Consider the following 13,242-nt stretch of genomic DNA (forward strand, 5'->3'; position numbering starts at 1 on the left):
ACAGGTTGATGAATGGTTCGTTTTTTACTTGGACTCAACTACTTTTGTCCCAGCCTCTTTTTTTATGCTTGAAGCGCTTGAAGCCCTGCTTGGTTTAAGAAATGCCAAGGCTTATTAAAGTGGGGTTGAAAGAAAAAGTCCATAAAGCCAAGCTCATCGATCGTCATTTCCTGCTGTACGCATACAGACAATGTATTAATTGCTTGAGTAGCATCAATTTTAGAAATAACCTGTGCACCTACAATTCGTCTCGTTTCTTCTTCATATACTACTTTTAACGTAATATTTTCGTACGTTGGCATGAATTCTGGTCGGTTATTTTCTGATATTGTGATACTTTTCACATTCATATCAAAAAGAGAAGCCGCTGTTTCAGTTATGCCGGTAGATGCAACATTGTAATCATAAATATGCAACCCTGATGTTCCTTGTGTTCCCATATACTTAATCGTCGGCTTAACAAGGTTTTGAGCTACTAATGTTCCCATTCTAACCGCATTTGTAGCAAGCGGAATATAGGCATGTTTCTTAATCGGATTGTAGTAAATCGCACAGCTATCTCCGGCCGCAAATATATCTTTTTTGCTTGTTTGCATATATTCATCAACCACAATTGCGCCGTTTGGAAGCATGTCTACCTGCCCTTTTACTAAGTCTGTGTTTGGACGAAAGCCAACACACAAAATAACAAGATCCGCTTCATATTCACCTGCAGTTGTCACTACTTTTTCAACAGATCCATCGCTGCCTGCAAATTTAGTAACCGCTTGGTTTAATGCTAATGTGACTCCGCGCTTTTTAAATTCAGTTTCCATCAAGCTTGTAAACTCTGGATCAAGATATTTATTTAAAATACGATCAGCACTATCAATGAACGTGACTTCTTTTCCATACACTTCAAAGGCTTCTACTAATTCTGCACCAATATAACCCGCACCAATTACGGCAATTTTTTTTGCTTGTTTTGCTTTTTCAATAATGTGATTAGCATGCTGATAGTTTTTACAAAGCACAACATTATTTAAATCGATGCCTTCAAGGTTTGGAATAATCGGCCATGATCCAGTTGTCATCACTAATTTATCAAATGTATCTTCAAATTCTTCGTTTGTTTCTAAGTTTCGCACCGCTACTTTTTTGTCTTCTGTATCAATATTCGTCACTTCATGTTTCATTTTCATATTTACACCCATCTCTTGCAATTCAGACGGTGAAGAGTAAAATAAACCATTTGCATCTTTCACGACCCCGCCTACATAGAGCGCAATTCCACAAGACAAAAATGAAACATTATCATTTCGCTCATAAACTGTAATTTTAGCTTCTGGATAAAGTTCTGCCATATTTTTTACTGCTGCTGTTCCTGCATGTGTACACCCTACTACTGCAATTTTCATAGATGATATCCCCCTTAGGATTATAGAAAATATAATTTGTGAAGTTTTTCACATATATTGTGAAATGTTTCACATATCTTTTACAATTCTTATTATACAAACATGTTTGTTCTTTTTCAAGAGATATGTGAAAAAAATCACATACTTTTTTAAAAAAATATGTTACAGAGTTCTTTAAATAGCATTGAAGCTTGATATGATGCGCTTTTTTTGTTGATGCGCTGCTGATGAACAATTTCATCAGCTTGTTTTTTTACGTAGAAATTCACTATCCAATGCACTCTCTAACAAAAAAAATAAACCGGATAAAATAATCATCGCTAAAATAGATACACGGATTCCGCTTACAAGCAAGTCTGCTATATAAACCGATAGAAAAGTAAAAAATATGTCCACAAAAGCTGCAGATGCTACAAATAATACTCTGTTCATCCTAGCATTCTTCATTAAAAAAATAAGCGCCTTTGAAAAAAGCTCTGTGATAGAGCCAAACACGAAAATAAAAAATAGAAATAAACATATGGCCCAGTAAGAGTCATACTCCACTCCCATCACTCTAAGGAAGCCTATAAAACCAAAAAAGTAGCTTCCCATTAAGATAGCTAAAATGATTAGTACCATCGTTCCTACTATAAAGAACGCGATTAACCGATTCATTCCCCTGCTTTTTCTTTTCATTGTTCCACGCCACCTTGCTTACTCATCACTTAATCCATATTATACCAAAAAAGTGCGATACCGTGGTATCGCACTTCTACTTTACTTATCTTTTTTATCTTGAAGAGCTTGTTTTAAAGCATCTCCCAAGCTTGAACCAAATGCTCCGTCATCGTTGTATTTGTTAAGAAGCTTTCGTTCTTCTCGTTTTGAAATCTTTTTCTTTTTGTCCTCGGCTTTTTCCACTACTTGACATGAACGGCATTGGAAATACGTACCTGCTTTTCCTGAATGAATTTCCATTCGTTTATGACACTGCGGACAGCGTCGGTTCGATAGTTTAGGGTCTTTTGCGCGTCTATAGCTGCACTCAAGGCTTGAACAAACGAGCACTCTTCCTTGCTTTGTTTTCTTTTCTTTTAAGAAAGAACCGCATTCCGGACATTTAGAGCCCGTTAAATTATGAGGTTTGTACGTTTGATTACTTGTTTTTACTTGCTTGACAAGCTTTTCTGTTTGTTCGCGAATATTCGTTAAAAACTCTTTTGCATTTCCTTTTCCTTTAGCAATTGCTTCTAAGTCACGTTCCCATTTAGCCGTAAGCTCAGGAGACTTTAACTCGTCTGCTACTAAGTCAATCAGCTGCTTTCCTTTTTTTGTTGCGTGCAGACGGTTATTTTGGCGATCAATGGATTCGTTTTGCAGAAGTTTTTCAATAATATCTGCGCGTGTTGCCGGCGTACCTAAGTTGTGTTTTTCCATTTGTCCAAGAAGATCGGCTTCTGTATAGCGCTGCGGCGGCTCTGTAAATGCACTTTTCATCGTTACATCTTGAATGCTCAGCTTGCTGCCTTCTTTCATATCAGGCAGCTTCACCGTTGCTTCTGAGTCTCCACCAGAAACTTTTTTAAAGCCTGCATTCACAACTTGCTTTCCGCTTGCTACTAACTGTTCCCCATTGACTTCAAGCTCGGCTTTGACCACTTCATACTCATATGCAGGATAAAATAACGAAATAAATCGCTTTGCAATTAAGTCATATAGCTTTCGTTCATCAGCTGATAAGTCCTGTAAAAACACAGGCTGATCCGTTACGATAATCGCATGGTGATCACTTACTTTCTCGTTATTCACCACTCGTTTTGGCAGCTGTGCATTTTTTAAAATTGGGCGAACTTCTTCTTTATATACAGCAGAGATGCTTTCCAAGCGCTCCTTCATAGTGGAAACCATATCTGTTGTTAAATAACGAGAATCTGTACGTGGATACGTGACTAACTTATGCTGTTCATATAACTTTTGAAGTACATTTAATGTCTTCTTAGCAGAGAAGTTAAAGCGTTTATTAGCGTCACGCTGCAGTTCATTTAAGTCATAAGGAAGCGGCTGCGCTTCTTTATGCATTTTACGCTTGATTGTTTTCACAACTGCTTCACCTGATAATTTTGAGTGCAGCTCTTTTGCACGTTTTTCATCAAAAATGCGCTTTTCATTGCCCTTTTGCCAAGCTGCTTCAAACGACGAAAACTGAGCTGTAAGCGTCCAATATTCACTAGGTTTGAATGTGTTAATTACTTGTTCACGCTCAATAATCATCGCAAGCGTCGGTGTTTGTACACGTCCTGCTGATAATGGTTCTTCGTATTTAGTCGTTAACGCTCTCGTTACGTTTAAACCGATAAGCCAATCGGCTTCTGAACGGCAAACTGCTGAATCATACAAGCGATTAAACTCTTTTCCTGGTTTTAGCTGTTTAAACCCGTCACGAATTGCTTTGTCCGTTTGAGACGAAATCCAAAGACGTTTAAACGGCTTGTTCCAGCGTACCTTTTCCATAATCCAGCGTGCTACAAGCTCTCCTTCACGCCCTGCATCAGTCGCAATAATTAACTCGCCAATATCCTTTCTTTTTGCTAGATCGGATACTGTACGAAACTGAGAGCTCACTTTACGAATTACTTTTAGTTTCATTTTCTCAGGCATAATTGGCAGATCTTCTAATCGCCACGTTTTATATTGGTTATCATAATCCTCTGGTGTTTGTAATTCAACTAAATGGCCGAGTGCCCATGTTACGACATACTTTGGCCCTTCAATATACCCTTTTTTTGTTTGTGTGCTGCCAAGCACGCGCGCAAGATCACGTGCTACACTTGGCTTTTCTGCTAATACAAGTGATTTCATTTTATGTATACCTCCAATTCACTTGTTCCATTATACATGATTGTATACTTTTTGTACGACTTCAAGATTAAGTTTACATAATACTATTATAATAAATAAAGCTGAAGAATTTCTCTTCAGCTTCTAGCTACTTCTTTTTATAAAATAGTCGCGAGATAATTAAACCGATAGCTCCTAAAACGATAAATAACAAGGCTCGTATAGCCATTGGGATAAAAGGTAAATCATATAAAACGAGTTTAAAAAGTGTTAAGAACAAAATGCCCACGCCGACATATGTTGCTGTTTTAAAATTTCGAAGTGATCCTATTACGAATGCAGCAATGGACAAGCATAGCCAAACGGCCGTCATAATAAGCGTTTGTGTATTAGCGGAAAGATCAGTGGTTCCAGCGACCGTCACTTCCGTTGCAAAAATTAAAGAAAGAATAGAAAAAACAATACTTCCTCCAATTTTGAATGTATCGTGCTCATCTTTTTCTGTTTTTTGAATACTGATCCATACAAATACTAGAATAGAAGCTAACACAACAACCCAATTTAATGTCGGAAGAGACAGCACTTGTTCGATTGGTGTAACTAAGATATACGTGGCACTCAGTATATAAATCGTATAAGAAAACAGTTGATGAAGTAGATTTTTATACGTCATGGCGATATAGTAAACAGCAAGTCCTTGAATCACATATAAAATGACTCCTTCTCTTAAATCGACGAGCTGATGAATAAAAAACGCTACTGCAACAATTAAATAGGTAATAAAAAATTCAAATTTCTCTTTAGAACTTCTTACTGTGTAAACACCTAATGCGTAAATAATAACTAGCGCAAGCAGCACCATGGTGGTCATGCCATCGTCAAAAACGGCAAGCAGCCAGCCGTACGTAACTGCTAAACTCGATAGAAGGGTAAACGCATATACTTGGAGTACGGATTGTGATAGAAAAAAGCTAGAAATTAAGCATAAATGCTGAATCAGAATCGCCATACCTAATAACGCTTTTACACCATTATCACCAACAAACGAGTAATAAATGAGTAGCGTAAGATTTAATAGTACCGCGGAAAGAACATATAAAATTGAATATTTTTGTTTGATTGCCACATATAAAAAGGCAATATACAGAAACGTTTCATAGCCAATGAAAACCAGAGCATTAGGCGAATTACTTTCAATAAGAAAAGGAACTAGTACGCCTCCAACCGCGCTAATAATCCCTAATGCCTGTGAACGATAAAAGACTGTTGCTGCAATTCCTAAGATGATCCAACTCGCATTTAGCATAAAAGCAAGCGTTGGTCCTGCTAAATGATATAGGCTATGCATCGCAAACGTCGTTAACATGAGAATAGGAATAGCTCCTCCTACAAGTACTTGCCCGAGCACCAGCCTACCCTTTTTGATTTGGAAATGACCTGTCACAGCAAAACCTATCGAAACAACGAAACCGAGAACAACTTTTGCTTTTTCATTCATTAATCCATAGTCAGAGGCTGCTTTAAATCCCCATAGCACGCCAATAATAAATACGAAAATAAAAATTCTCGGCAGCCATGTTTGAAAAAGGACTTTTTCCCAATCAACAGGCTCTTCTATTGCCTGTGAGCTTTTAGCTGCTGTTTGAGCAGGACGTTTAGTCGTCTCCTCGCGCTGTTTGGGAGGAGCGTGAACTGCTGGTCTTGGAGAATTTGTTTTATATACAAGCGACTTTAGCTTGGCTACGTCTTCTTCTAAACTGCTTATTTTTCGTTCAAGCTCTTCTATTCTTTCGTTTTCCATATTTCCTCACCCTTTCTCTTTAAAGTATTTGTGATTTTTATATGTATACCTTACAACACTTAACTATTATACCATTAAAAGGAATATTACTTAGAAACATTCTATTTTTAGCAAAAAAAAAATACAGCGCCCTTTTCAAAAGAAAAGTTCGTTGTATAGGATGTGCTGCCTTTTTTATGTCACTTTCTCGCTGTATGTACTGTGAAATCCCGCTTCGATGTGGGCTACTTGAAAGCTATGATGACCAATTAAATATTTAACAATATCCACACGGTCAATTTTACCTGGCTTATTGTTCATTGCTTCTCGCACCATAGATTGAAATGTTTCTTTGCAAAACTTCTTTTCATGAAGCAGAATCGTTTCACAATACTCTTCATGGTCTCCCTCTGAAATACGATAATAATGCATTTCTTTCACCCCTTTTTAATGTTATACCTATTACATACCCCAAATATTGCTATTTTAACAAATTAATTTTATTATTCTTTATTTTTCCATTTATATATAATTTACAGCGCAACGTTTCGAAACTCATCGTTATAAATGCTAATTTGAAGACGCTGAGAAAAACGTTCTTCTTCAATGTAGGTCTCAGGCATTAATCCAACAGGATATACCCTCGGGTTTTCACCACTTCCTAATATGTATACATACATCTTTCCTTCGCTTGTATATCGAACTTTCGTCGAAATACCTCCTTGCCCTTGAAGAGGCGCATAAACCGCTCTTACATTATCTCTAATTTCTTGTACAAATCCATGTAGTTCAACATCCGAATCGTAATAGTGGTTTGCTTCATACAAGCCGTAAATACGAGACTTATCGATATCACATAATATGTTCCAAAATTCAGATAAATCTTCTTGGAACAACACTTGAATAAAATTTCGTGCAGCTTCTTGCTGTTCTTTTGTTAATTCTTTTGTTAGCGCAAACTCTTCATTTTTTAACATCTCAGTCACCTCCCTTATGTATGTAATACGACAAGAGATACAAATAACCTCTTTTTTCAGCTTATTAGCAACCAATTTATTTTTCACATTAAAAATTGAAAAGCTATCTCGACTAAGATGTCAAAATAACTCTTCAATTACTGTAGAATAATTACGTAAAATACTCGATTTTCGCATTTGGAAAATACTGATCAATGTAATATTCCAACGTCTCTCTTAATTCTTGTTCTTCATCTTTTGCGTATACATACTTTCCAATCCCGTAACGCCCCCATTTGTAGCGGCGCTCTTCTTCATTCATCTCAAGCTTTGTTTTCGGATAGTTTTTCTCAATCACCCGTTTGGCCGGCTTGGTGAAGCGATGCTGAATCATTTCAAACGTAATATCATCTCTTGACTCTTCAGGTATAGAAGCATCAAGCTTTTCAAACAGCTGACGGTATCCCTCTTGCCAACCTTCATGAATGTAAATAGGCGCCACAATAAAGCCAAGTGGATATCCGGCTTTTGCAACTTTATTAGCAGCTTCAATCCGATAATCAAGAGGAGATGTACCAGGTTCAAAGTTTTTTATAACATAATCTGCGTTTATGCTAAAGCGAAAGCGCGTGCGACCATTATGTTTAGCATCCAATAAATGATCCACGTGATGAAACTTAGTCACAAAGCGCAGTTGACCTAGTTCACTTTCCCCAAAATATTCAATCGCGCGCTTTAATGAATGTGTTAAATGATCAATTCCTACGATATCAGATGTACAAGCCGCTTCAAATCGCGTTATTTGAGGGGCTCTTTCCTGCATATATTGCTCTGCTTGACCTAATATTTCTTCCACATTCACGTACGTGCGAATATATGGTTTGCTTCCCATTGTTGTCTGCAAATAACAATAGTGACAGTGCCCCATACACCCTGTTGCAAAAGGTATTGCATATTCAGCTGACGGTTTAGATGTATCAAATTTCAAGGTTTTACGCACACCAACTACTAAAGTGGACTTGGCATTGCGGTATTTTTGCAAATCATTTTTTCCCGGTATATTACGCACTTGATTATGAGAAGTTGTTTGACGAATCTCAATTCCCATCTTCTCAAATTTTTCTTTTAATTGAACACCAAGCGGGTACTCCATTGCCCCTGGCTCAATGTATACTAATTGAGGTACAAAAGGTTTTATCATCATGTACACTTCCTTTTTTCTAATACTAATAGCGTTTGAAAAATAAAAAGACTCTATCCATGGTAATTATTTTCCACATCAAAAAAGACTCTCTATTTAAGAGAGCCTTTCGTCAATCATATTGTTCATAATCAAATATCTTGTTATACATGTTCTCTGCTTCTTCATACGTTGAATACACAGCATCATCTTCAGCTAACAAATGATAAGACTCATGCAGAAACAGCGCTTTTTCACCTTTATTTTCAGGATGTTCAACAATTTCAGCTTGATTAATATTGGCAACGTTTGCCGTATGAGGATTTCGGTAAATAACAAATACTTGATCTCCTACTTGATATTCTTTTTTCTCCACAATCATCATCCTTTTCTTCTTTCTTTACTCGTATGATGTCCGCTTTTATTCATTTTATCCGATAAAAACACGTGGTGAGATCATCAAGAATTTATACGCTTTTACGCTCAATAAACCGAAAAGGAAGCTCAATTTTTTGAGGATCCTTGCTCCTGACTAGTTTAAAAAGCGTTTCGCCCATTTCTTTGAGAGGAAGTTCGATCGTTGTGATTTGTAAATAAGAAGAAAGCGGATGATTATCAAAACCAATAATAGCTAAATTGCCTGGAACTGATATACCCGCTTGTTCGCACTGAGCTTTTATACCAATAGCGACTTGATCGTTTGTTACTAAAAGCGCCTGAGGCCGATTTTTCATCTGCACCAATTTTTTTACCACTTTTTCACCATCTGTCACGTTCAAACAGCCTTGAAACACCCATTCCGGATGATAAGGCTCATTTATTCTTTCTACATATTCTTTGTATGCTTGCTGCCTCTGTTGACTATTTGTACCCGTCATTCTTCCAATACAGTAGCCAATATCCGTATATCCTTTTTCTTTTAAATACATGAGCGCTTTCTTAAAAGCTGCATAATGATCAACGTATACGGAGCGAATAGAACGATTTTGTACGTTTTCGCACACGGCTATCGGCCCGTACTGCTGATAGCATTCAATCGTGCTCCAGCTGCTTGCTCTAGAACAAATAATCACTCCATCAACCTGCTTTGTTTTTAGCATATGAAGCGCTTCTTCTTCTTTTTTTACATCATAGTTCGTCTGACAAATAACAAGCTGATACTGCTTTTCTAACGCTTGAGAGGCCACTCCTTCTAAAAGCAGACTGAAATAAGGATGATTAATAAAAGGCAAGACGACGGCAATCATATTTGTTTTCCCTTTTGATAAGTGAACGGCATTAATGTTTTGTTCGTAATTAAGTTCTTGAATTAATTCTTCTACCAGACGGCGCTTTTCTTCTTTTACATACGGATGATGATTTAAAACCCGTGACACGGTCGAAACAGATACACCAGCTTTTTTTGCGATATCTCGGATATTTGTCATGTTTTCACCTTTTTCTCTTGCGCTGAAACGCGTTTCATACTTTATTCTCATTATAAAGTGAAAAAGCAATAAGCTAAACCCGTTACAATCATGTTTTTATTCACTTATATAAGGAGGTCATATCATGGGTATTTTATTATTCATTTTATTATGCGGAATTGAAATCGGAGGAGCGGCTTATGCACTTAAACAAAATGAGACACTTTGGAAGGAGCTAGATGAAAAAAAGCAGACTGATTTTTTCAAACAGTAAAAAACCCTTAAAAAGAATGTTCTTTTTAAGGGTTTGATATTACGCAGCTTCTTTAGATGATTTTGATTTTTTATTTAAACGAGGAAAGCCAATTACAATTGCAATGATACCGCAAACCGCTGTTAACATTGGATAGAATGTAAATGGAATAACCTCAATCGGTGAAACTTTAGCAAATCCTGCTGCTAGAAGCATTTGTGCACCGTAAGGGATAAGCCCTTGAACGCTGCATGAAAACAAGTCGAGCAGACTGGCTGATTTACGATTGTCAATTGAATACTTATCAGAGATTTCTTTCGCTAACGGACCTGCTGTAATAATTGAAATCGTGTTATTAGCCGTGGCTAAATTGGTTAAACTTACTAATCCCGCGATACTGAATTCTCCGCCTTTTTTTGTTTGAATGCGTCGTGTTAATAGGTTCAATAAGAACTGAATACCGCCGTTATAGCGAATGAGTTCAACCATTCCGCCAATTAAAAGAGATAAAATAATTAATTCCGACATTCCGCCAATACCTTCTGTCACAGTTTTAGCAAGAGAAGAAAGCGTGTAGCTTCCGTCAGCTAATCCAATTACGCCGGCTAATACAATTCCTCCGGTTAAAATGCTTAATACGTTTGCACCAAATATGGCAGCAACGAGTACGCCGACATAAGGCAAGATTTTAAACCAGCTAAAATCTTTAATTTCTACTGATGACGTATTGCCTAGCGTCATTACAAGTAATAAAATCACTGTAACAATCGCTGCAGGAAGGACAATGAAAAAGTTTACTTTTAATTTATCTGACATATTTGTTTTTTGCGTACGAACTGCCGCAATGGTCGTATCAGAGATTACGGATAAATTATCTCCAAACATTGCACCACCAACAACAGCAGCAATTGCCAATGTAATGGATACATGCGCCTGCTCACTGATTCCTACAGCGATAGGCCCTAACGCAGCGATCGTTCCCATTGACGTTCCCATCGAAATTGAAATGAATGCGCCAATAACAAAGATTCCGACTACCACTAAGCTTTGCGGAAGCACAGACAGAGCTAAGTTTACCGTTGAATCAACAGCTCCCATGCCTTTAGCGACTTCTGAAAAAGCACCTGCTAAAATAAAAATAAGTACCATAATAATGATATCAGGATGCCCTGCTCCTTTAGCAAAGCGTTCCACTTTTACATTAAGTGAATCTTTGCGGTTCATAGCCAGCGCCACAATGGCTGCAATGATAATAGCTACTAATACAGGCAGCTTATAAAAATCTCCCGTTATAATTCCTGATCCGACAAACAGGACTAAAAAGACGCCCAGCGGTAACAGCGCCCAGCCGTTTCCTTTTTGTTGTTCCATTCTTAACACCTCTTGTTTACGTAATAAAAAAAGACCTCTTCTTATTGATAAGAAGAGGTCTCTTATTTGTATCATAAGATTACCCTTCTCATCTTCCAAACGAAACATCGTCTGCTGGATTTGGCACCGCACTGCGTACAGCCAGTTGCCGAGACATCGTAGGGCCAGTCCCTCCGTCTCTCTTGATAAGAAGTTTGTAGTTGTTTTAAAAATAGTCTTTCACTACTGTAATCTCTTTTTATTTAATTGTCAAATGCTATTTTAGAAAAATATATAGTGTGAAAATTCTCACATCAATTAGCTACGTCACGTTTTAAAAACGCCACCCATGCTACGCCCATAAAGAAGACAAAGTGTGCAACTAAGATGAAGATTGAAAATGGAATTGTCATTCCGTCAAACATCGTCTTCATTCCGTCCATATACTGCACAAAGTTTGTGTTGGCGAACAGTAAAAATTTCCCCCACCATAGACCAAACTGTGATACTATCCCAGTTACTGCTTTCGCCCCAATACTTACGACAATAGCTAGACTTGAAGCAAGCGCGCTGTTTCTAAATAAAGACGACAGCATGAATGCGAACGTCATCATCATAAACGTTTCCATATACGCGCTGTCATACGTAAGCGTAATGTTTTTAAGCAGCTGCGCATCTCCTTCTAGACTGGCAAATCCAAAGAACAATGCTCCCCATACAAACGAAAAAAGCAAATAGCTCAGCAAATAATACAAGCTAATTAAAATGAGCGTTATGTACTTGGACGTTAAAATCGTTGAACGTCTAGCAGGGCGAATTAAAAGAAGCTTAATGGTACCCGCTTCAAACTCTTTTGCAACCATTGATCCTCCAACAGCAAGCGCGAAAAATTGAACGAGGATCAGCATGCCTGCACTAAATGACAGGAAATTCAATATGTTGTCTTCCGTTCCTGCGCTGTTTGCTACTTTCTTCATTAAAAGAGCCATACAAAGAGTTAAGATGCCGATTGTAATAAACGTGACTTTTGTACTTCTTTTGTAAAACCATTTCATATGTTCATTTTGAATTAACTTAAGCATGGTGCTCTCCCTCCGTAACGGACATAAACGAATCTTCAAGCGTCTCATAAACAGGAGTGATTCGGTAGACTAAAATATCGCTGTCCACTAATTTTCTATTCACAGCTGGAATTTGTTCTTTCATAATCACTACATCAATACTATCGGATTTTATTGTTACTTGGAATTCTTGAGATAAAAGATCCGCTGCTTGTTGCACGTCAGATACTTCAAATTCTACATACATCCCTTGATCTTGACGATTTGGAGATAGATCTTGAACAGCTTTTAACTCGCCGTTTTGAATAATACCAACGCGGTCACATAATGCTTCCACTTCTTTTAATAAGTGGCTCGCGATTAAAATTGAAATACCTTCTTCCCTGCAGAGGGTTTGTAAATATGTACGAAATTCTCTCATTCCCGCTGGGTCTAGACCATTTGTTGGTTCGTCTAGTAAAAGCAATGCAGGCTTATGTAAAATAGCTTGAGCTACTCCTAAACGCTGTCTCATCCCAAGGGAATACGTCTTCACTTTTGCATGAATGCTGTTTTCAAGCTTTACTAGCGCAATCACTTCATCCAAGCGTTCTGCTGTGATCCCTTCATGCATATTCGCAAAGTGTTTTAAATTTTGATAGCCCGTCAGATAATCATAAAACTCAGGATTTTCAATAATCGCTCCAATTGATTTCATAGCTGATGTAAACTGTTCTTTTAAAGGAAAACCATTGACGGTAATTGTTCCCTTTGTTTCTTTAATGAGTCCTACGACGGTACGAATGAGCGTTGTTTTTCCAGATCCGTTCGGACCAAGCAATCCGAAAATCTCACCGCGCTCAACCGATAAGGATACATCATGCAAAATGGTTTTCTTCCCAATTACTTTACTGACATGATCTACTTGTAGCACTGTTTCTGTCATCATGTACATCCTTTCTTTAATTAGCAATACGCCTTCTATTGTTTCTCTTTTTTAACTATTTGTCTACTATAACCTTATTTTTGGAAAAGTAGCCCATTCAAATCATTCGTATTA

At 37.5% G+C, this 13,242-nt stretch carries 13 protein-coding genes and 1 riboswitch; of the genes, 1 reads left to right on the forward strand and 12 read right to left on the reverse strand.

The window, feature by feature from the left end; genetic code table 11:
• Window positions 1-62 precede the first annotated feature (62 nt).
• The 9 genes from WKH56_RS17490 to WKH56_RS17530 form a co-directional block, all read right to left on the reverse strand.
• Window positions 63-1,397, reverse strand: coding sequence for an FAD-dependent oxidoreductase (locus WKH56_RS17490; protein WP_063248047.1), 1,335 nt, complete (start codon window positions 1,395-1,397; stop codon window positions 63-65).
• A 240-nt stretch (window positions 1,398-1,637) separates the two neighbouring features.
• Window positions 1,638-2,075 (reverse strand): YrvL family regulatory protein, encoded by a 438-nt coding sequence (locus WKH56_RS17495; protein ID WP_048021025.1) that lies wholly within the window; start codon window positions 2,073-2,075, stop codon window positions 1,638-1,640.
• 81 nt (window positions 2,076-2,156) lie between these two features.
• On the reverse strand, window positions 2,157-4,238 hold the full coding sequence (locus tag WKH56_RS17500; RefSeq protein WP_063248049.1) for a DNA topoisomerase III: 2,082 nt from the start codon (window positions 4,236-4,238) through the stop codon (window positions 2,157-2,159).
• 127 nt (window positions 4,239-4,365) lie between these two features.
• On the reverse strand, window positions 4,366-6,018 hold the full coding sequence (locus tag WKH56_RS17505) for a DUF2339 domain-containing protein (protein WP_063248050.1): 1,653 nt from the start codon (window positions 6,016-6,018) through the stop codon (window positions 4,366-4,368).
• A gap of 174 nt (window positions 6,019-6,192) precedes the next feature.
• Window positions 6,193-6,429: a hypothetical protein gene (locus tag WKH56_RS17510; protein WP_013056931.1), complete on the reverse strand. Its 237-nt coding sequence runs from the start codon at window positions 6,427-6,429 to the stop codon at window positions 6,193-6,195.
• A 101-nt stretch (window positions 6,430-6,530) separates the two neighbouring features.
• Complete coding sequence (locus WKH56_RS17515) at window positions 6,531-6,974, reverse strand: hypothetical protein (RefSeq protein WP_033578900.1); 444 nt, start codon at window positions 6,972-6,974, stop codon at window positions 6,531-6,533.
• 151 nt (window positions 6,975-7,125) lie between these two features.
• Entirely contained in the window at window positions 7,126-8,154 is a 1,029-nt protein-coding gene (splB, locus tag WKH56_RS17520) for a spore photoproduct lyase (protein WP_025752275.1), read from the reverse strand.
• 112 nt (window positions 8,155-8,266) lie between these two features.
• Window positions 8,267-8,515 (reverse strand): transcriptional regulator SplA domain-containing protein, encoded by a 249-nt coding sequence (locus tag WKH56_RS17525; RefSeq protein WP_033578899.1) that lies wholly within the window; start codon window positions 8,513-8,515, stop codon window positions 8,267-8,269.
• Between the two features lie 85 nt (window positions 8,516-8,600).
• Window positions 8,601-9,560: a LacI family DNA-binding transcriptional regulator gene (locus WKH56_RS17530; protein ID WP_048021031.1), complete on the reverse strand. Its 960-nt coding sequence runs from the start codon at window positions 9,558-9,560 to the stop codon at window positions 8,601-8,603.
• A 124-nt stretch (window positions 9,561-9,684) separates the two neighbouring features.
• On the opposite strand from WKH56_RS17530, the gene WKH56_RS17535 reads away from it, so the two are divergent.
• On the forward strand, window positions 9,685-9,813 hold the full coding sequence (locus tag WKH56_RS17535) for a hypothetical protein (RefSeq protein WP_255900788.1): 129 nt from the start codon (window positions 9,685-9,687) through the stop codon (window positions 9,811-9,813).
• Window positions 9,814-9,852: 39 nt separating this feature from the next.
• On the opposite strand, the gene WKH56_RS17540 is transcribed toward WKH56_RS17535, so the two are convergent.
• From WKH56_RS17540 to WKH56_RS17550, 3 genes are all read right to left on the reverse strand, one after another.
• On the reverse strand, window positions 9,853-11,163 hold the full coding sequence (locus WKH56_RS17540) for a Na+/H+ antiporter NhaC family protein (RefSeq protein WP_063248053.1): 1,311 nt from the start codon (window positions 11,161-11,163) through the stop codon (window positions 9,853-9,855).
• 85 nt (window positions 11,164-11,248) lie between these two features.
• Window positions 11,249-11,355: riboswitch (SAM riboswitch) on the reverse strand.
• Window positions 11,356-11,456: 101 nt separating this feature from the next.
• Window positions 11,457-12,224, reverse strand: a complete 768-nt coding sequence (locus tag WKH56_RS17545; RefSeq protein WP_028413458.1) for an ABC transporter permease — start codon at window positions 12,222-12,224, stop codon at window positions 11,457-11,459.
• On the reverse strand, window positions 12,217-13,128 hold the full coding sequence (locus WKH56_RS17550) for an ABC transporter ATP-binding protein (RefSeq protein ID WP_034265850.1): 912 nt from the start codon (window positions 13,126-13,128) through the stop codon (window positions 12,217-12,219). The genes WKH56_RS17545 and WKH56_RS17550 overlap by 8 nt, the downstream gene beginning before the upstream one ends.
• Window positions 13,129-13,242 lie beyond the last annotated feature (114 nt).

It is taken from the genome of Priestia sp. SB1 (assembly GCF_038898415.1).

Bases quoted from the DNA above. Each gene is read 5' to 3' on its own strand.
- WKH56_RS17490 (WP_063248047.1), bottom strand. From the start codon at position 1,397: ATGAAAATTGCAGTAGTAGGGTGTACACATGCAGGAACAGCAGCAGTA.
- WKH56_RS17495 (WP_048021025.1), bottom strand. From the start codon at position 2,075: ATGAAAAGAAAAAGCAGGGGAATGAATCGGTTAATCGCGTTCTTTATA.
- WKH56_RS17500 (WP_063248049.1), bottom strand. From the start codon at position 4,238: ATGAAATCACTTGTATTAGCAGAAAAGCCAAGTGTAGCACGTGATCTT.
- WKH56_RS17505 (WP_063248050.1), bottom strand. From the start codon at position 6,018: ATGGAAAACGAAAGAATAGAAGAGCTTGAACGAAAAATAAGCAGTTTA.
- WKH56_RS17510 (WP_013056931.1), bottom strand. From the start codon at position 6,429: ATGCATTATTATCGTATTTCAGAGGGAGACCATGAAGAGTATTGTGAA.
- WKH56_RS17515 (WP_033578900.1), bottom strand. From the start codon at position 6,974: ATGTTAAAAAATGAAGAGTTTGCGCTAACAAAAGAATTAACAAAAGAA.
- splB (WP_025752275.1), bottom strand. From the start codon at position 8,154: ATGATAAAACCTTTTGTACCTCAATTAGTATACATTGAGCCAGGGGCA.
- WKH56_RS17525 (WP_033578899.1), bottom strand. From the start codon at position 8,515: ATGATTGTGGAGAAAAAAGAATATCAAGTAGGAGATCAAGTATTTGTT.
- WKH56_RS17530 (WP_048021031.1), bottom strand. From the start codon at position 9,560: ATGACAAATATCCGAGATATCGCAAAAAAAGCTGGTGTATCTGTTTCG.
- WKH56_RS17535 (WP_255900788.1), top strand. From the start codon at position 9,685: ATGGGTATTTTATTATTCATTTTATTATGCGGAATTGAAATCGGAGGA.
- WKH56_RS17540 (WP_063248053.1), bottom strand. From the start codon at position 11,163: ATGGAACAACAAAAAGGAAACGGCTGGGCGCTGTTACCGCTGGGCGTC.
- WKH56_RS17545 (WP_028413458.1), bottom strand. From the start codon at position 12,224: ATGCTTAAGTTAATTCAAAATGAACATATGAAATGGTTTTACAAAAGA.
- WKH56_RS17550 (WP_034265850.1), bottom strand. From the start codon at position 13,128: ATGACAGAAACAGTGCTACAAGTAGATCATGTCAGTAAAGTAATTGGG.